This window comes from Halostagnicola larsenii XH-48, from assembly GCF_000517625.1.
Classification (GTDB): Archaea; Halobacteriota; Halobacteria; order Halobacteriales; family Natrialbaceae; genus Halostagnicola; species Halostagnicola larsenii.
The window spans coordinates 211,044-230,357 of record NZ_CP007056.1; the positions used below are offsets into that span (position 1 = coordinate 211,044).

Annotated in this window: 15 protein-coding genes; 11 read left to right on the top strand and 4 right to left on the bottom strand. The window is 59.0% G+C overall.

What is annotated here, in order from left to right; all coding sequences use genetic code 11:
* The first annotated feature begins 259 nt into the window (after positions 1 to 259).
* From HALLA_RS14910 to HALLA_RS14920, 3 genes are all read left to right on the top strand, one after another.
* Entirely contained in the window at positions 260 to 1,297 is a 1,038-nt protein-coding gene (locus HALLA_RS14910; RefSeq protein ID WP_049954296.1) for an ATP-binding cassette domain-containing protein, read from the top strand.
* The gene (locus HALLA_RS14915; RefSeq protein ID WP_049954297.1) at positions 1,294 to 2,064 is read left to right on the top strand and encodes an ABC transporter permease; all 771 of its coding nucleotides are present in this window, start codon (positions 1,294 to 1,296) and stop codon (positions 2,062 to 2,064) included. Before HALLA_RS14910 ends, HALLA_RS14915 begins: the two co-directional genes overlap by 4 nt.
* A 132-nt stretch (positions 2,065 to 2,196) precedes the next feature.
* Complete coding sequence (locus HALLA_RS14920; protein ID WP_049954298.1) at positions 2,197 to 3,840, top strand: DUF2070 family protein; 1,644 nt, start codon at positions 2,197 to 2,199, stop codon at positions 3,838 to 3,840.
* Between the two features lie 768 nt (positions 3,841 to 4,608).
* Here the strand turns inward: HALLA_RS14920 and HALLA_RS14925 are convergent.
* Positions 4,609 to 5,451 carry a fumarylacetoacetate hydrolase family protein gene (locus tag HALLA_RS14925; RefSeq protein ID WP_049954299.1) on the bottom strand — a complete coding sequence of 281 codons (843 nt, stop codon included), beginning with the start codon at positions 5,449 to 5,451 and terminating at the stop codon, positions 4,609 to 4,611.
* 111 nt (positions 5,452 to 5,562) lie between these two features.
* On the opposite strand from HALLA_RS14925, the gene HALLA_RS14930 reads away from it, so the two are divergent.
* A complete protein-coding gene (locus HALLA_RS14930) occupies positions 5,563 to 6,912 on the top strand; it encodes a hypothetical protein (RefSeq protein WP_049954300.1) in 1,350 nt (449 codons plus the stop codon).
* A 180-nt stretch (positions 6,913 to 7,092) separates the two neighbouring features.
* On the opposite strand, the gene HALLA_RS14935 is transcribed toward HALLA_RS14930, so the two are convergent.
* A complete protein-coding gene (locus HALLA_RS14935; protein ID WP_049954301.1) occupies positions 7,093 to 8,241 on the bottom strand; it encodes a Gfo/Idh/MocA family protein in 1,149 nt (382 codons plus the stop codon).
* A 193-nt stretch (positions 8,242 to 8,434) separates the two neighbouring features.
* Between HALLA_RS14935 and HALLA_RS14940 the strand changes: the two genes are divergently transcribed.
* The 6 genes from HALLA_RS14940 to HALLA_RS14965 all read left to right on the top strand — a co-directional run bounded on the left by HALLA_RS14940 (position 8,435) and on the right by HALLA_RS14965 (position 14,625).
* A complete protein-coding gene (locus HALLA_RS14940) occupies positions 8,435 to 9,541 on the top strand; it encodes a Gfo/Idh/MocA family protein (RefSeq protein WP_049954302.1) in 1,107 nt (368 codons plus the stop codon).
* 87 nt (positions 9,542 to 9,628) lie between these two features.
* Entirely contained in the window at positions 9,629 to 10,396 is a 768-nt protein-coding gene (locus tag HALLA_RS14945) for an IclR family transcriptional regulator (protein WP_049954303.1), read from the top strand.
* 627 nt (positions 10,397 to 11,023) lie between these two features.
* Entirely contained in the window at positions 11,024 to 12,181 is a 1,158-nt protein-coding gene (locus HALLA_RS14950; RefSeq protein ID WP_049954304.1) for an ABC transporter substrate-binding protein, read from the top strand.
* 53 nt (positions 12,182 to 12,234) lie between these two features.
* Positions 12,235 to 13,017 carry an ABC transporter ATP-binding protein gene (locus HALLA_RS14955; protein ID WP_049954305.1) on the top strand — a complete coding sequence of 261 codons (783 nt, stop codon included), beginning with the start codon at positions 12,235 to 12,237 and terminating at the stop codon, positions 13,015 to 13,017.
* Positions 13,018 to 13,021: 4 nt separating this feature from the next.
* A complete protein-coding gene (locus tag HALLA_RS14960) occupies positions 13,022 to 13,807 on the top strand; it encodes an ABC transporter permease (protein ID WP_049954306.1) in 786 nt (261 codons plus the stop codon).
* A 2-nt stretch (positions 13,808 to 13,809) separates the two neighbouring features.
* Positions 13,810 to 14,625: an ABC transporter permease gene (locus HALLA_RS14965; protein WP_049954307.1), complete on the top strand. Its 816-nt coding sequence runs from the start codon at positions 13,810 to 13,812 to the stop codon at positions 14,623 to 14,625.
* Between the two features lie 764 nt (positions 14,626 to 15,389).
* Here HALLA_RS14965 and HALLA_RS14970 read toward each other — a convergent pair.
* Complete coding sequence (locus HALLA_RS14970) at positions 15,390 to 16,748, bottom strand: DolP-mannose mannosyltransferase (protein WP_049954308.1); 1,359 nt, start codon at positions 16,746 to 16,748, stop codon at positions 15,390 to 15,392.
* A gap of 25 nt (positions 16,749 to 16,773) precedes the next feature.
* The gene (locus HALLA_RS14975; RefSeq protein ID WP_049954309.1) at positions 16,774 to 17,865 is read right to left on the bottom strand and encodes an NAD-dependent epimerase/dehydratase family protein; all 1,092 of its coding nucleotides are present in this window, start codon (positions 17,863 to 17,865) and stop codon (positions 16,774 to 16,776) included.
* A 505-nt stretch (positions 17,866 to 18,370) separates the two neighbouring features.
* Here HALLA_RS14975 and HALLA_RS14980 point away from each other — a divergent pair.
* Positions 18,371 to 19,285: a decaprenyl-phosphate phosphoribosyltransferase gene (locus HALLA_RS14980; RefSeq protein WP_049954310.1), complete on the top strand. Its 915-nt coding sequence runs from the start codon at positions 18,371 to 18,373 to the stop codon at positions 19,283 to 19,285.
* Positions 19,286 to 19,314 lie beyond the last annotated feature (29 nt).

Below are 19,314 nucleotides of genomic sequence, written 5' to 3' on the forward strand. Positions count from 1 at the left end.
CGTCCATACTATCTGAATGCAAAATTATACTCGAAACTGATGTATCTGTAAAATCACTCGCCACCTTCGATTGTTTTGCGATATGTGTCGGTGGGGTGCCAACTCTGCCACGTCAGATCTCGGTTGCGACCGTGTCGACTGAAGGCATGCTCGCGATGCAACCGCCAACCTTTGGAGCTTCGCTCGTGGGGCAAAAAAGTGAATACTCCAACACTTTCTTACGTACTGATCCGGTACTCACACGTACTCTATTCCGCTTATGGCTGCAATACAGGTCGACAATGTGACTCGAACGTTCGGGAGTGTAACCGCTGTCGACGAACTCTCGTTTACCGTCGAAGATGGTGAATTATTCGGCCTCCTCGGCCCCAATGGTGCGGGCAAGTCGACCCTGATTAACGTGCTTGTTACCCTCTTGGAACCGACCGAGGGGACTGCCACCGTCAACGGCCACGACGTTACGTCGGAGACCGCCGCCGTTCGTAATAGCATCGGCGTCGTCTTCCAGGAACAGGCGCTCGACGAGGACCTCACCGGCGAAGAGAATCTGGCGTTTCACGCTCGACTCTATGGGATGGGTCGACGCGAACGGACGGACAGAATCGATGAGGTACTCGAGCTCGTCGGGCTAACGGAGGTTCGCGGGGACCCTGTCGGAACGTACTCCGGCGGGATGAAACGCCGGCTCGAGATCGGTCGCGGACTGTTACACGAACCCGCGGTGCTCTTTCTCGACGAACCGACGGCCGGTCTCGACGCACGGACCCGGCGGGACACCTGGGAGTATATCCAGCGGATGAACGAAGACGCCGGCGTCTCGGTCGTCCTGACGACTCACTACATCGAAGAGGCCGAGCATTTGTGCGACCGCGTCGCGATCGTCGACGACGGGGAAATCGCCGCGATAGATTCACCGACGGCACTCAAAGCGACGCTCGGGGGCACCGTTGTCTCCCTTACTGTTCATGGCGCTGTATCGGCGCTGTGTGACCGTCTCGAAGAACAATCGTGGGTTCTCGAGTATGCGAGAACCGATGTTGGTGTCAACGTCACCGTCGAACGCGGTGAAACGCGGGTCGCAGACCTCGTTCATTTGGCCGATAACGTTGGTGCGGCGATTACGTCCGTGGACATCCACCGACCGAACCTGGAAACGGTGTTTCTCTCGCTTACCGGCGCGATGATCGAGGACCGCGAGGATGCCGATGGGAGCGCAGGCGAACACAGGACACAGAACGCGCCACTTGATACCGTCGACGGGCGATCTGAAATCGCGACTACGGAGGACGACGAATGAGCCTTGTCGACCCGCTGGGGATCTACGCACTCTGGCTACGCGATGTCAAGCGGTTCCTTCGAACGCCGTCGCGGATCATCGGGTCCATCGCGATGCCGCTTTTGTTCCTCGTCTTCCTGGCGTTCGGATTTAGCGGTGCAGCGATTCCCGGTCTCCCGGAGGGCGTCGACTACCTCGAGTACCTCGTTCCCGGAATGGTCGGGTTCACGATGCTGTTCGGGGCGTCGTTCGCTGGACTCTCGATCCTCTCGGATCAGGACGTCGGCTTTCTCAAGGAGATCCTGGTCGCCCCGATCAGTCGCACCTCTATCGTCCTCGGTCGCATCGCCGGCGGATCGACTACCGCGCTCGTCCAGGCAGTTCTCATCCTCGTGCTCTCGATTCCGCTCGGGTTCAGGATCACGAGTCCTCTCCTGTTACCGATCGCGTTTCTGTTTCTCGTCCTGATCGCGGTCACGTTCGTCGGGTTCGGCGTCGCGCTCGCGTCGCAGTTCAGCGACAGCGAAGGGTTTGGTCTCGTCGTCCAGTTCGTCATCTTTCCACTGTTTTTCCTCTCCGGTGCGATCTACCCGGTCTCGAGCTTTCCGGAACCGATCCAGCTGGTGGCGCTGGCCAATCCGCTGACCTACGGCGTCGACGGGCTACGGGCGGTGCTGGTCGGAACCTCCGCCTATCCAGTCGGTCTCGACTTCGGCGCACTGCTCATCTCCTCGATTATAATGGTCGGGGCCGGCACCTACCTGTTCGAACGCGTCGAAGCGGTCTGACCCGTCGTCTGGAGTCATACTGAATCTGTTCCATCTGCGGTGTTCACCTGAAACGGAAAGAGATACTTTAGGGGGGACGAAGGTCACAGTAACATGGCCTACAACCGGGCACACTCTGTAGGTGAGTAGACGATGGGCGCTGACAACGTCGATATCTTCAAACACATCGTCTTCAGCCTTCCGCCGCTTTGGGTCCAGGTAACCGCGATGGTCCTTCTAAGTCCCGTGTATGCCGCTCTCGCCTATCTGTCGTTCAACGCGTTCGCGCCGGTTGCACTTCGTCCCGAAATCATCCCCCTCGTTGCGCTCGCGATATTCTTCGTTCCCGCTTTCGTCGCCGCTGAACTGTTCTATCACGCACTCCCCGATTACCCGCGCCACTGGAGCTATTTCCTCGCCCTGACGAATCAGCTGTTCGTGTTCGTCTACGCGCTGATCCTTTCCGGCGCGGACAACGGCGGAAACGCGTGGCGGATCATCTGGTTGGCACTGATCACCGTGAGTCTCACCAACGTCCTGGTCCTGACGATTTCGGTGGGTTACGAGCGCCTGAAACGAATACTCCCGGTTTCGATCGTCCAACCGGTTTTGTTGATCGCAACGTTTCAGATTTTCGTCGGACGGAGTCTCGGTATCGCCGATTCGGTGATATTCGTCCACTTCGCCGTCCTGTTGGTGGTCATAGCGTTTCTCGTACTCGTCTTGAAGGTGTTCGACTACCTGATCGGAAGCAACGCGAACGTCTCTGCGTTCGAACTCACGTCCGGACTGTTGAAGGGCGAACGATCCGCGCTCGACCTCGGGTATCCCGCGAGACCCGACGTACAGACGCTGGTAGTCGACAACGGCCGACCGCTCACGCTCGCCGCTCCCTGGGTCCACCCCGGCCCGCTCGGCGGGTTCGGCGGCGGCGAACTCAGCAAGCAGGTAATCTCCAGTCTGAACGAGACCGGGACTGGCTTCTTCCTCCACGTCCCCTGTACCCACAAAGAAGACCTCGCGGATCCCGACGACGCCGACAAGATACTCGAGGCGGTGGGTGATCCCGACACCGAATCACAGGCCTCGAAGCTATACACTGCGGAATACGACGACCTTCGCTTCTACGGGAGAACCATCGACGGAACGAAAATCGTGTTCTTCGAGGCTGAAGGCATCGACGACTACCACCCGGGCATCTTCATGGGGGACGTCTCGAAAGACGACGTCCTGTTGGTGGACATGCACAACCACCACATCCACGCGGAGTTGGATCGGGAAATCCAGTACGGAACCGAAGAAGCTGCCCGGCTCAAGCGCTCGTTCGACGACTTCCTCGAGCGTCTCGAGGGCGTCGAAACGTTCGAGTACAACGCGGGGTTCGACGTCGATTGCGATGGCAATTCGATCATGGCGCTCGTCGAGGAAGTCGACTCCCAGCGGACGCTCATCTTCGGGGCCGATACGAACGGCGTGACAGACGATCTGAGAGCGCTTCGTGATCGACTCGAGGACGAGTTCGACGAAGTGGTGTTGTTCTCGACGGATACGCACGCATCGGTGTACGAACTGGCGAACATGGACGACATCGAATCCGGTGCGATGGAGTCGATTATTCAGAACGCAGCAGCGAACGTCTCGAGCGCCAGTCTGGGTGTGACGAACAATCGAGCGGAATCGGTGCGGTTGCTCAAACTCGACTACAGCGGGCTCATTTTCAGCGTGAACATTATCATCAGGCTGGTACTCATCTCACTGGCGACGTTCTATCTCTTGCTCATCTTCATGGTATTCTGACTTTACGAGGGTATCGTCAGTAGTCTCCCTTATGCGTATCACATTCCGCTGAATCGGAACCGATTCTGGGGGTCGGTTTGACCGATTGACGTCGGGAATCGGTAGCTCGATGGCCAAACCGGACCGAACGACAGTACGACTGTCTGTGCTACTGATCACCGGTAGCTGAGAACGCAGTACTATAATCACACTTACTCCGATAACTCTTGGATCAAGTCGATAAATATACATTCGATACTGTCGGTTTCCATGTTGTTCACTGTCGTTTTCACCCCTCACAAGCTACCGTTGGCCATCGGTCATATAACTGAATAAATTACATTTCTTTTGGAATTATGCCGAAATATATTTAAAATACTCGTAACAAATGCGGACTTCCTGTCGCAATCATAAAAAGGAGTCGCCCGATCAACTATACCGTAGCGTGCGGCCACTACTGTCGGTCGTCACGTCGAATCACAGTTTCGTTGTCCGTGACCGGATCACCGTTTCTGCGATCCAGTCCGGTCCGGAATCAGTTGGTGGTCAGTGCTGTTGATCCAGTTATGGACGATCCGTCGATTCCACTTTATCTGAGATTCCTCGAGAAAACAAACAGTATAGTAAACCGAGATATAGTGGGCTGAGTTACATACTGGCCGTCGCCAACGGGGTGCTCGAGCGGCCGCTCGAGGGTTACGGTAGCGACATCGTCGCGTCGAAGCACACCGACCGGTGATGCCAGTTTTCCCACCGATTGTGCTTCCCAGCGTATCTACTCTCTCGAGCTTACTCCGAGACGACTGGGTTCGTAAGCGTCCCGATCCCCTCGATTTCGGCTTCACAGACCTGGCCGGGCTCGAGGAGATCCGTTGGCTCTCGGAAGATACCGACCCCGCCGGGCGTGCCGGTCGAGATGACGTCGCCGGGCTCGAGCGTCATGGTTTCGCTGATGTAGGCGATCAGTTCCGGGATGGTGAAAATGAACTCCTCCGTGTTCGAAGATTGTTTCGTCTCCCCATCGACACGCAGCGCGACGTCGACGGCGTTGGGATCGAAGTCCGACCCGGTGACGAGCGTCGGTCCCATCGGCGAGAAGGTATCGTAGCTCTTGCCCCTGAAGAACTGTCCGTCAGAGAACTGCGCCGATCGACCGCTCACATCGTTGAGAACGGTGTAGCCGGCGATGTGATCGGACACCTCCGATTCCTCGAGGTCCTTGGCCGTCCGACCGATTACGGCGGCGAGTTCGACCTCGTAGTCGACCTGTTCGTCGCCAGGGTGGACGATCGGACTGTTCGGGTTCGTGACCGTCGTCGGGGCTTTCGAGAACAGAAGCGGGACGTCGGGGATCTCTTCGTCCTGCTCTTCGGCGTGATCGAGGTAGTTGAGGCCGGCACAGACGATTTTTGGCGGGCGAGGGACCGGCGCGAGCAGGTTCGCGTCGTCGAGGTCGACTCGAGAGAGCGTGCCGTTTCCGACGGCGGCTCGCAACTGGTTGCAGTAGTTTTGGTTCGTGAGATCCTGATATGACGGTTCGCCCGCCGGAAGGTCAGCGAGCGCGTGGATCTCCGTGTCGTCTTTGACGCCCCAGGCCGGCCGGCCACCGCAGGTGTATCGAACGAGTTGCATCGATTGAATGATGTCGGCCGTATCTCTTAAATGTGGAGGTCGCCCGACTCGCCGCCCAGCACCGATCGGATGTGGGGCAGATTTATGGGTGGAACACGCAAACGTTCGCGCATGGATACCGATCAATCGAGGGCCTCGCTCGCCGTGCCGGAAACGGCGATTCGCGAGGCGTGTGGTGAGACGCCGCTCCCCGAACTCGGCGTCATCGAACAGGTCTGGGAGACGAATCCGATCCCGGACGACGAAATAGCCGAACGCGCCGGAGCGGCCTTCGAGTCGCTTCCGCTCGAGGACGTACCGGCTGGTGGCGAAATCGCACTCGGCGTCGGCAGTCGGGGCATCGCAAACTTAGGGACCATCGTCGAGGGCGTCGTCGCGGCCGCCCACGAGAACGGATACGAACCGTTCATCTTCCCGGCGATGGGCAGCCACGGCGGGGCGACCGGCGAGGGTCAACGCGAGATGCTGGCCGACCTCGGCGTCTCGCCGTCTGGCGTCGGCTGTGAAATCCGCTCGAGCATGGAGGTCACCGAAATCGGACGGACCGCAGACCGCGACGTGCCGGTCGTCGCCGACGCAAACGCCGTCGAAGCCGACGCGATCGTTCCGATCAATCGGATCAAACCGCACACCGACTTCGACGGGACGGTCGAGAGCGGCCTCTCGAAGATGCTCGTCATCGGCATGGGCAAACAGCGCGGCGCGAAGATCGCCCACGACTGGGCGGTCGACTGGTCGCTTCGAAACATGATCCCAGAGATCACCGAACAGTTGCTCGCGGAACTGCCCGTCGTCGGCGGGGTCGCGATCCTCGAGGATCAGCGGGACGATACGGCGATGCTCGAGGGAATTCCGCCGGAGGGCTTTCTCGACCGTGAGGCCGAACTGCTCGAAACCACGTACGACATCATGCCGACGCTTCCGTTCGAGGAACTCGATATTTTGGTCCTCGACGAGCAGGGCAAGGACATCAGCGGGCAGGGTATGGACACCAACGTCATCGGGCGGCGGCCGTTTGCGATTCAGGAACCGGAGCCCGAAAGCCCCGATATCAAGCGAATTTATACGCGCGGATTGACCGAGACGACTCACGGAAACGCAATGGGGATGGGATCGGCCGACTTCGTCCACGCGGATCTCCTCGAGGAAATCGACATGCCGACCACGCTCATCAACGCGCTGACAGCGAGTACGACCAGGGGCGTCAGGCTGCCGCCGGCCGTCGAGACGGACCGCGCGGGGCTCATCGCGACGCTATCGACCATTGGTATCGCCGACCCCGAAACCGTGCGCGTCCTCCGTGCGCCCGATACCATGCACCTCCAGCGCCTCTACGCTTCGACCGCACTGATCGAGGAGGCACGAGAGCGCGAGGATCTCCGCGTCGTCGAGGAGCCGAAACCGATCAGCTTCGAATCGGGCGATTTCACAGCCCCGTCTCCTCACTCGAGCGGCGAGTAAGCCGATTCGGAACGAAAGGGAGTGGATTCGGACGGGAGGAATTCGGACCGGAGCAAAAGACGACGAGTATCGTGCAGAAAGTTGCTGAGAAGCGTTCGGAAACGATGACGAGCACCGTTCAGCTTGCTCACGCGGTATGCCGTCAGTTTACAGCCTGACTGTCTTCGTTCGATACGCCGGCTATATCTCGAGGTCGTCGAGGACGACCCGTCGGTTTTCATCCGAGGACTGATAGCTCGCTTCGGTGAGCTGGACGCCCCTCGCGCCGGCTTCGAAATCCCACGGGAACGGTTCGTCCGCGACGACGTGTCGAATGAACTTCTCCCACTGGACTTTGAAGGCGTTTTCGAACACCTGATTTTCCGGAACGGACTCCCAGTCTTCGGTGAAGTCGTGATCTTTCGGCGTGTCGGGGTTCCACTCCGGTTTTGGGGTGTTGGAGTGATGCTGCGTTTTGCAGTCGCGCAAGCCTGCGACGGCGCTGCCCTCTGTCCCGTCGACCGTGATCTCGAGCAGGTCGTCCCGGTTGACGCGCACCGCCCACGAGGAGTTGAGTTGGGCGACGATATCGTTCTCGAGTTCCATGATGGCGTAGGCCGCGTCGTCCGCCGTCGCCTCGTACGCGTCGCCGTTCTCGTCGATGCGTTCTGGAATGTGGGTCGTCTCGTGACACCGTACGGACTCGACTCGGCCGAAGAGGTTCTCGAGGACGTAGCTCCAGTGTGAGAACATATCGTCGACGATGCCGCCGCCGTCCTCCGCGCGGTAGTTCCACGACGGACGCTGTGCGTCCTGTACGTGCCCGGTAAACACCCAGTACCCGAACTCGATTCGTACTGAGAGAATCTCGCCGAAGAACCCCTGCTGGATCAATCGATCGAGCTGCATGATCCCTGGGAGCCACAGCTTGTCCTGGACGATTCCGTACTTGACTCCGCTTTGTTCGGCCGCTCGGACGACCTCGAGTGCGGTGTCGAGGTTGTCGGCCAGCGGCTTCTCGCAGTAGACGTGCTTTCCGGCGTCGATCGCTTTCAAGAGCGCCTCGGGACGCCGCGGGGTGATCTGTGAATCGAAGTAGATCTCCTCGTCGCCGTCGAGAACCGTCTCGAGGTCCGGATCGGCGACCCAGCGCTCGACATCGTGCTCTTCGCTCAACGCTTGCAGTTTTCGCTCGTTTCGACCGACGAGTACCGGTTCCGGCATCACCCGCTCTCCGCTCGGGAGTTCGACGCCGCCTTCGTCGCGCAGTGCCAGTATGGAACGAATGAGGTGTTGATTCGTCCCCATTCGGCCCGTCACGCCGTTCATAATGATGCCTAGCTCTTGCATTGGGCTCTCACTTCGTTATCCTCTCTTGTGTGAGCTATCATAATGTTTTGGTCGCCCGTCGGTGGGACTCGAGCGAACGTGACACTGCCGCTGGTCTGGAGAGACTGCCCGAGGGGAACGAACTAACCGCTCCTGCGGCACGTATTTGGCCGCAATACATAGATTCTTATGCGAGGTTACGTCAATCGGACGTATGACCGTGAACATCGGTTACGTCGGTATCGACCATCACCACCGGGATCCGTACTTCGCCGTCGCGAGTGAACTTGACGCCACCGTTAGCGCGGTCTGTGAGCCGGGCCGCGAGGTCGACGTCGAGAGCATCTCCGCGATGGACGACCGTCCCGACGAAGTTACGACCGAAGGACAGAACGCCTCCGATCTCGTACGCGGCGCGGCGGTCTACGAGGATCCACACCAACTCGTTGGCGACGACAGCGTCGACGTCGTCTGGATCACGTATCGGAGCGACGAAACGCCGTCGATCGTCGAGAGCGCCGTCGAAAACGGCGTCCACGTTATCAGCGAAAAACCCATCGCTCGGACGGCCGACGACCTTGAGGCGGTCGCCGAGCGAGCGAACGACGCCGGCGTTACCGTTTCGCCGACGATGTATTATCGGAAGAATCCGGTCGCAATGGAACTACGCGAACGGGTCCGCGAGGGGTTCTTCGGCGATGTCTGGACCGTCGAGGGACGATTCAACGCGAGTCAGCTATCCTACCGAAACACGGACCACTACATCTACGACGCGGAAACGAGCCGGGGCGGCGCGCTGCAGTGGATCGGCCCGCACTGGGTCGACGCAATTCCGTGGATCCTTGACGATCCGATCGCACGGGTAAACGCCGAGTTCCACGAGGGCGAGGACGTCGACGTCGATATGGGTGCAGTGCTCCAGTTCGAGACGCGCGACGGAACGCTGGGAACGTACCACACCGGCTACTATCTCAGCGACCGCGGGAAGGACACTCACCTCGGACTCTACGGAGAGAGCGCGCAGGCTCTGACGCCGCTACACCACGACTCGCTCCAGCACGAACCGACGATTCCGCTCGAGATCACCTCTGAGGACTCCGATTGGTCGGCCGCGCCGAAGCGAACCACGCAGTTCGAGTTCACCTACGATCGATTCCCGGCTTGGGGCGACTTCGTGCAGGACTATTTCGAGGCTTACTTCGCGGGCTACGAAACCGGCGATGTTCCTGCGACAGTCGACGATGCCGTCCAGCTGCTTCGTGTCCTCGATGCGGCTTACGAGTCCGGCGAACAGGGCGGCTGGGTTGACGTCGCGAACTGAAGCGCCGACGACTGTTTTTCAGCACGGATCTGCAACCGCTGTTCTAACATCACGAACTTTAAGTTCGAAGCTGGCCGAGTCTCTACTATGCCCCCCCAAAACGAATCACACACGCTCCAGACGACGACGACGTCGATAGAAATCCTCGAGTTTCTCGAGGAAGCGGACGGTGCACGGGTATCCGAGATCGCCGATACAATGGAGATTCCCAAGAGTACTGTTCACGGGCATCTCGCGACGCTCAAAGCGAAACAGTTCGTGACCCAGCAGGCTGACTTTTATCACCTCGGCCCTGAACTCCTCCGTCTCGGAAACCAGGTTCGGACGCGAGAAGAGGGGTACGTACTGGCTCGAGAGTTCACGGAACGGCTCTTCGACGTCGTCGGACTCCGCTCGATTTTCGCCGTTGAAATGGGTGGTAAAGCGGTCTTCCTCCAGACCGCATCGGGGCCGAAGATGGGCTGGATGCACGAACGACTTGGAAATCGCCTCCATCTCCATAATACCGCCGTGGGGAAGGCGATACTCGCCAATCTACCCCGAATGAGAGTCGAGCAGATCCTCGATACGTGGGGGCTCCCGGAGGAAACGGGAAACACCATTACTGATCGAGAGACGCTGTACGCCGAACTCGAGACCGTCCGTGAGCAGGGATATGCTATCAATCACGCGGAGAACTTCAAGGAACTGCACGGTATCGGGGTCGCTGCCACGGATCATGCCGACAACGTGATCGGAGCTTTCAGCGTCACCGGCCCGGAGCATTCGTTGAGTGGTCCAGAGAAGGAAGCCAGTATCGCGGATTCAGTGGTCGAAATCGTCAACGAGTACGAGTTGGAACTCGCACTCGTGTAGGCCGCGCTCGCTTTTCACCCGTGGTGTGCCTCGTCGATGGTGGTTAGATACCGGTGGCGAATCACTTGTCAAGGCGATAAGGACGTTCGATATATAGGAACTTAATACCTATCCCGCGTTGGATTACATAGGTACTCGTGTAATATAGCTCCGACACTGTTAACCGCTCACTCGGCTTAGGTCGTTCCGGTGTTCGAATAAATCGAACTATTTAACAGTCTGCTGTAGTTGCCACCCGGCTGTTATCACGCGGTCGGCACGACCGGCCTCTCGGGGTTTGCACATTACTTGCAGGGAACCGCTGCAGAACACGGGTACGAGAATCGTCGCGTGCTTTGCGGTTGAGACCACATTATCATTGTACTTCACCGTTGAACTACACTTCGACCTCGTGATGAGGGGTCACTCGTCCAACGTACTGCGGACTTCGAATGCTGACCACCTCGCTGTCCGAGGGATGGCCAGTTCTACGAGGTTCCTGCGAACGTTGTGAGCGTTCAGTTGAATCTGAAAATTCTCTCGAACCAACTACTAATCTGCCGCGAACGGGGCGTATACGGCCATTCCTTCAATCCATCATCATTTTATGGGGCAATCTTTATGGTGCCGGGTTGTTACACTTGAGATATGGTAGAACGGCACAAAGATGGGGAGATAGTCAGCGAACTCGACCGTGTGCTTCCTGACGGAATCGATCGACGTCGATTCTTGCAGGCGAGTGCGGGCGGATTCGCCGCGGCAATGGCAGGGTGTCTGGGCGGTAGTGAAGGTGATGGCGGTTCTGGCATTACCTGGCGACAGCCGTGGGCGCAGGAGCCGACGTGGTCGATCGCGTACATCGCCGACCTCGAGGGCCACTGGGAGGATGCGGGCATCGAAGCACCCGACGTTCAGGCAGGGGAAGGCTCTCCCGATACTGCTCGGCGTGTCGGAACAGGGGAGGACGAGATCGGTCAGGCAGAAGTCGGCTCGTGTATCACCGGGCTCACGGAGGGACAGGACATGCGGTTCTTCTCCGTTCCGAAACCGCGCGCGTTGCTCGGGCTAATCTACCGAACTGATGAGGTGGACAGCGAGGAGGACCTTGCGGGGAAGAACGTTGGTCTCGCGTCGCCGTTCGCCGAGGAGACGTGGCCGATTTTCCCCGATGCGGTTGGCATCGATCCGGATGAGGTGAACGCGGATTTCGTCGCCGAGGACGCCGCGCCGGGACAGTTTGCAGAGGGTGATCTGGACGCCATCTACGGGGCACTCGACCTCCTCGGAACGTACCGGGATCAGGTCGATGACGACGTCGAACTCGGCGTGACGCCGATCAACAACTACCTGACCGTGATCGGGTACCCATTGATGGTCAACGGCGCGTGGCTCGACGAAGACGAGGAGAACATGGAGTACCTCACCGGCGTCCTCGAGGGCTACTCGGCCGCCATGAAGTGGTGTCTGTTGAACCCGGAGGAGACCATCGACATTATGATCGACGAAGTGAATCAAGAACTCGAGATTCAGGATCGGGAAACCCTCTCCTCGCAGATGCGCTGGAACGTCGCCATCACCGCCAACGAGGAGACTCGAACGGAAGGACTCGGTTGGTTCACCGAGGACCAGATCCAGTCGACGCTCGATAACTTGTCGATCATGGTCGACGGGTCTAACGACGTTCCCGCCGCGAGCGACATCGTCGAGATGGGGCCCGTCGAAAACGCCGAGCTGTCGACGCTTTCGGACGACGAATGGGATGAGGTGCTCTCGTACACAGAAGAGGAGTCCGCGTACTTCGAATAACTACTGGTGTATCTACTATGAGCTCAATCGAATCTAACGAGAATACTCGCACAATGGACGCAGAACCCGCAATCGCGTTCGACGACGTCACCATGCACTTCGGGACGGGTGAGGACGCGATTCACGCACTGGACGACATAAACCTCTCCGTCGCCGACGGGGAATTCGTCTCCATCGTCGGTCCGTCGGGGTGTGGCAAATCGACCCTGCTAAACATCGCGGCCGGGTTGCACGAACCGACCGGCGGAGCGCTCCGACTGGACGGTCGTGACTTCAGCACCACTGACGCCACCGGCGACATCGGGTTCATCTTTCAACGGCCCGTGTTGCTCGACTGGCGGACGGTCCGACAGAACATCCTCCTTCCGGTTCGAATCATGAAGAAAAACGGCGACCTGGAGGGTGATATGCAGGGGTACCAGGACCGGGTGGACGAACTGATTTCACTGGTCGGTCTAGAGGGATTCGGCGACTCCTACCCGAACGAACTGTCGGGCGGGATGCAACAGCGGGTAACGATCTGTCAGAGTCTCATCTACGATCCGAGCCTCCTGTTGATGGACGAACCGTTCGGATCGCTCGACGCCCTCACGAAAGACCAGATGAACGCGGAACTGCTCGACATCTGGAAGCGGACCAACAAGACGATCCTGTTCGTCACCCACGACCTAGAGGAGGCCGTGTTTCTCTCGGACAAGGTGGTCGTACTCAGTCCGCGTCCGGGTCGAATTCAGGACGTAATCGACATCGACCTCCCACGCCCCCGGGACGCAGAGACGAAACAACTGACCGAATACAACGACCTTGTGACGTCAATCTACACGTACTTTCAGTGAGACAATGAACATCAACGACACGAGACGAACGCAGTGGGTGCTCACGGTTGGCGGGATAGTACTGGCCCTGTTGTTTTGGCACCTGACGACTGAAACCTTTGGGCTCGTTTCGGAGACGAAGTTTCCCGCGCCGTTGAGCGTCTACTCCGAGTTTACTGATAATCAGGAACTGATCATCGACAACACCTGGCCGACGATCACCGCCGGCTTCATCGGATTCGGACTCGCCGTCGTAACGGCGGTCCTCAGCGCCATCTTTCTGTCGCTGAATAAACGCGTCGAGAACGCGCTGATGCCGATCGTCGTCGGAGCGAATTCGGTCCCGCGAGTGACGCTTGCCCCGTTGATCATCTTTTATCTCGGCTCGGGAGTCGCCGCGAACTACATGATCGCCGCCTGGGTCGCGTTCTTCCCGATGTTCCTGAACGCTATGGAAAGCCTCGGGAAGATGTCCGACGAACACCAGGATCTCTGCGATCTCTACAAGGCATCGACCTGGCAGGAGTATCGTTACATCCGCATTCCGAACGCGCTCCCGCAGATATTCGACGGCATGAAGATGGCGATCATCCTCGCGATGATCGGGGCCGTCGTCGGCGAATTCGTCGCCACGACCGAGGGGCTCGGCTACCTCTCGACGCTCGCGCTCCGGAACGCGAACATGGGGCTGGCTTTCGCCATCGTCGGCGTCTTGGGCCTCATCTCGACGCTGGCCATCTTCGCCATCTACCAGGTCCAAGATAAACTGATCTTCTGGGAGGACTCGAGTTTCTTCACAACGGAGGCCTGACAATGGCGGAAGAACACTCACTTCCGTCCACCGGTCGATACGACCACTTCGGCGTGCTCGAGCGACTGAAGCAGTGGGCGAGCGAGAACGTCGGGACCGCACTCGTACTCGTCTCTCTGCTCGGAATCTGGGAGGGATATTCCAGATTCTTCAACGACCGCGGCGATATTTACTTCCCGAGCATCGAATACACCGTTCGCCAGACGGTCGAATCATCCGACATCGTGCTGGCGGCGATCAGAGTGACGTTCGTCGAGGTCATCGTCGGGTTCGTACTCGCCGTCGTACTCGGTATCACGCTCGGGATGATTCTGGCCGAGTCGTTCGTCGCCAGATACCTCTCGATGCCGATGTTGATTTACGCCTACGGTATCCCCCATCCGATTCTCGCGCCGGTGTTCTTGCTCTGGTTCGGCCTCGGACTGGAAGGCGTCGTCACGTTCGCGGCGTGGGTCGCGTTCTTCCCGACGTTCATCAACACGGTCTCGAGTCTCAGCCGAATCGATCCCGAGTACGAAAAGTTTCGGTCGATCGTCGGTGCCAATCGATTGCAGTACCTCCGCCATATCAAGTTCTGGAACGCGCTCCCGGAGATCGTGAGCGGGGTAAAAATCACGTTCCAGTTGACGATCGTCGGCGCGATCATCGCGGAGTTCCTCGGCGGAGGGGGCGGTCTCGGCTACCTGATCATCCAGTCGACCCAACGGGCGCAACTGGGGCTGACGTTCGGGATCATCATCCTGATCGCGTTGTTCGCGTCGGTTCTGTACAAGCTTCTCTCGCTTTTCCTCGACGCGATTACTCCCCAACAAACGTAACGGGCGTCGGTCTCTTCTTTCGTCTCAGCGATTTTCCTGTCGTTCTTCACCGAGACGGACAACGTGACAGCCGATACCGTCGACTCCTGCCAGTTGACGAAACGAATAGGTCGTCGAGCAAGTGTGATACCTGGTCACAAATCTTCTCGGCGTAACGAGGCGGAGTGTGACGAATCGTGGGAGAGTGATCAGCCGATGAATTCATCCGCAAAACGCGTCGCGTATTACGAACGGTAGGGCCATTTAGGAAGATTGTTATTGAATCTGATGAGTTTGGGAAGCTATTGATATTGTTGAAATACCACAATAATAACTGGGCAATATCGATTGTAGCTATCATATACTTCGGACGGTTCGGGACCGAGACTACGGGTGTATTTCTGCGTCACTTCTCCTAGATGGACGATATTCCCGAAACCACTCTCTTGATGATAGTGTATTCTCTCTGACTACAACATTCGATCCGACTGAACCAATCGATCGATTATCTCGGCCGTAATTTGGTCGAAACGGAGTGTTATCCGTACAAAACCGCGTCGACCGTTTCAATAATCTCTGGGCGAACGGTCAGGAGAGTAGCAATAAAATATTGTGGATTATGTACAATTCCATATCGTTCAAAATCACACAACTCACTTGTTAGACAGTATATAAGGAGTACTACTCTAAACAGTTCGAGCACACGGTACGAACCGATATCTACTTTATGTGTAGGCCAACGATCATTTTCCCGATTGCGGGCAGATCGGCTCGAGCCATCGAAGTCACGCAGTATCGGTTCGACTCGGCCAGCCGTCGCATTTCTGTGCGTCCAGCCGGTCGTCGGTCATGGCGACCCAGCGTATCTCGTTCCAGCTCAACCGGTAGTGACAGGTTTCCGGCTGCAGTTGGTCCCAGTAGATGGTCTGCATCGACGGAGCGTTCCCGTCCGCCGGGGTTATCGGCAAGTCCTCTCCGGGTGGTTCAGCCTGCAGTTGATTTGTTTGAAGCGTCTGTTTCGGGGCCGGCGAATCGAGGTGCCAGACGACCCCGCCGAGGACGAGCACGGCGACGAGCATGACGATGACGGCACCCGTCCACAGATTGCGGTTCGTTTGGTTCTCATCGCCACGCTGCGGATCCGTCGATAGTGAGCGCCACGCGAGCACGCGTTCGACGGTAACTGCGACACCCAGTGCAATGAACGAAAGCAACAGGAACGCGTCCGTGGAGCCGTCGAGATCGACGAATAGCACCTGTAGGGTGAGGAGCACGCCACCAACCGGCAGCCACCAGTGGGCTCCTAGGTCACGGGCGACCGCGCGTCCCCAGCCATAGATGGCCACCGGGAAGAGCACTGCTCCGTAGCCAAACACCAAGAGTATCGAGTAGACGCGTTCGGCCAACGTGTAGGGCGAACCGGCGCTCAACGGTGCGATTATCGACTGTACCACCATGGGGACGAGCGCCCCCACAGCCGCGAACACCCCGACGACGATTCCGGTCACGAGACCGCCACCAGCGATCGCAGAGAGCGCGTCTCGCCCGCCGTTTCGCTGATAGGCCATCCCGACAATAAGTGGTGCGAAGACCGCCCCTGACTGCCACGACCCGGCGCTTAGCGCCGCGAGGACTCCGGCGAGAAATGGGCGGTCACGGAGGACGAGCGCGAGGGCGAGCGTCCCGAAAAACAGCGCGTAGAACTGCGCTCTGACCCCTTCTAACGAAAGAACGAGGAGCTCCGGGACGATCAGCATCGTGAGGCCGGCGGCGATCGCCGCAACGTGCTCTTCGGTCACGAGGTACGCAATCCAGCCGACGAGCAGGACGCTCGCGGCCGCGACGAGCACCGTGAGTGCCGTGCTAAGGCCGTGCAGGACGAGCATATCCCCGCCGGAGAGGACGGCGAGCACGGCAGTAATTCCGAACGGAACGGGCGGGTTCACGTCCCAGACGTCGACGTATGGAACGCCGCCCTGAACGATGTACCACCCCGTGTGCTGGAAGAACGCGGGATCGGTTGCGATCGTGGGCCACCTCGTTTGCAAATAGCAGACGGATCCGGCGGTGAACAGGACGGCGACTATCGGACCGAGGACGACGAGCCAACCGACACGGATCTCGGAGAGTGAACGCGGTGACATAGTGGGAGTTGACGGGACCGATCCGTTAGATTTTCTGGGAGACCTTCTTCGCGATGGTGAGGGCTCCTTGATCCCACGCGACGCGGTGGTCGAGGCCGGTCTCGTTGGCCGCTTCGTTCGATTCGTCGTGCGCTAAGTACCAGTCGTACGTCTCCACGAGCGCCTCCCGGTTGGAGTACTCGGGCTCCCAGCCGAGCCTCTTCAGCTTCTCGACCGAGACGTAGGAGTCCTCGTGGGCCGTCTCGTAGACCCACGGGTATAGCGGAGACAGATTCAGGCGGTCCAGTACGCGGAGGACAGCGACCGTGAGGAAGGCTGGCGTCCCGATGGTACGTTTGCCCGTGCCCGCGTAATCGATGGGGGCCTGAAAATCCGCTTTCATCGTGGTGAACTCGTCGGTGCCGACGTTGAACGTGTCGTCGACTGCCTCCTCGTCGCCGGTGAGCACCAGATCGATGGCGGTGACAAGGTCGTAGACGTGCAGCAGTTGGTACCGGTTGTCGCCCCACCCGACGAGCGGGACGTTCGCGCCGTCTTCGATCCAGTCGAAAAGCACCTGAAACACGCCGAGTCGCTGCGGACCGATGAACGTCTTCGGGCGAAGGATGGGGACACAAAGCCCCATGCGTCGGAAGTCTTCACACACCTTTTCGGCCTGAATCTTGGCCTCGCCGTAGGGTCCGACCCCTTCCAGCGGCGACTGCTCGGTGATGGGGTGGGTCTCGTGGGTTCCGTACACCGCGGTCGAAGAGATATAACAGACCCGCTCGACGCCGCCTTCTTTGGCCGCCCAGAGCACGTTTCGCGTCCCGTCGATCGTCGTCTCCCGGATGCGGTCGGCGTCCCATAGCGGAAGTGCGGCCGCGGCATGTACGACGGCCGTCGCGTCGCTCTGCTCTATCGCATCGGCCACGGAGCGCTCGCTGCGTACGTCTCCCTCGACGTACTCGATCCCGTCCGTGTCGTCTTCGTCCTCGAAGGACTTGAGATCGAACGCGGTAACGTCCCACCCCTGGTCGCGGAAGTACTGGCACGCGTGGAGGCCGAGAAAACCGGTTCCTCCCGTGACGAGGACCGAGCCAGTCGAGTCGCCGGCGTCGCGCTCACTCTCGCTCATTGTGGTATCGAACTAATTCTCGAGACGACGGGTGAATAGTGTATCGCCGGTTAGCGCCCCTCTAATGGTCCGGTGAGTGCCTCGGATGACGAAAAGGGGATCATTATGTCACCGCGAAAACGGGCCGTCCGACTCGGGCGGGCGGTCGCCCTGCGAGCATCGGAGGCTTCGCTCGCAGAGACTCATGTCGAATCGATGGCTCAGCAGCGGCTTCGTAACGACCAGTTATGTCCGACAGCGACGCGACCGTACTCCTGCGAAGGGGTATCTCGCTACGTTTGCGCTCCGGTATATCGAATCCTTACTGGATGGGTGCCACGATCTACATCGTGATTACCGTCCGGACGACTTCCGATCGGCGATTCTTTTCTCGTTCGTCCGACGGGCCGACCCGAATCGAGTGGGCCATGAGAATCGTTTCACCGGTAGTCCGATATTGTGGGCTGTAACGGAACCCGGGAAAGCCGGACTTTTTTGCCACCGTATGTGGGAGTGATATCGATCGATGGCCCGAGCATACGCCACTCACCGCCGGGTCGCAGTAACCGTCTCCGGGCTGGCCAAGGAGATCCGTCCATGGCAGTGGTACAAACAGAGTATCCTGTTGCTGGGGCTCGTCTTCTCCGGGAGCCTGTTCGATCCTGTCGCGGTCACGAACGTCGCAATCGGCGTCGTCGCCTTCTGTGCCATCGCGGGCGCGACGTACATCGGCAACGACATCGCAGACCTCGAGGAAGACCGCAAGCACCCGCGGAAGAAACATCGCCCCATCGCTAGCGGGCAAGTGCCGATCTCCGTCGCAGTGGCGTTCGCGGCGGTGCTTTTCGTCGGCGGTATCTCCCTTTCTGCCACCCTCGGGCCGCTGTTTCTCCTGATCGTCCTCGCGTACCTCGCACAGAACGCGCTTTACTCCGTGTTCCTGAAGGAAGTCGTCCTCGTCGACGTGATGGTGATCGCCGTCGGGTTCGTGTTGCGGGCCATCGCCGGCGTGGTCGCCATCGACGTCTCCCTGAGCCCCTGGCTCGTCGTCTGTACGTTCCTCGGAGCGCTGATGCTCGCGTTCGGCAAGCGTCGCCACGAAATGGTCGTCAACGACGATCCGTCCGCGTCGCGGTCGATTCTCGCCGAGTACACCGAGGAATTATTGGACCAGTTTCTCGTCGTCGTGCTGTCTGCGCTGCTCGTTTCCTACTCGCTTTACACGTTCTTCGGCAGCGGCGTCTGGATGATGGCCACCCTCCCGTTCGCTTTCTTTGCGGCCTTCAGATACCACTACCTTGCCCATACGCGCGACCTCGGCGGCGATCCGAAGTTCCTCTTCGCCGACCGTCCGTTCTTCCTGAACCTCGTCGTCTGGGGCCTCGTCGTCGTCGGGATTCTGTACGACGTCCCGATCGTTCTCGTCGAACTGTTCGCCTGATGATCAGCATGCCTCGAGTCCACCAACCA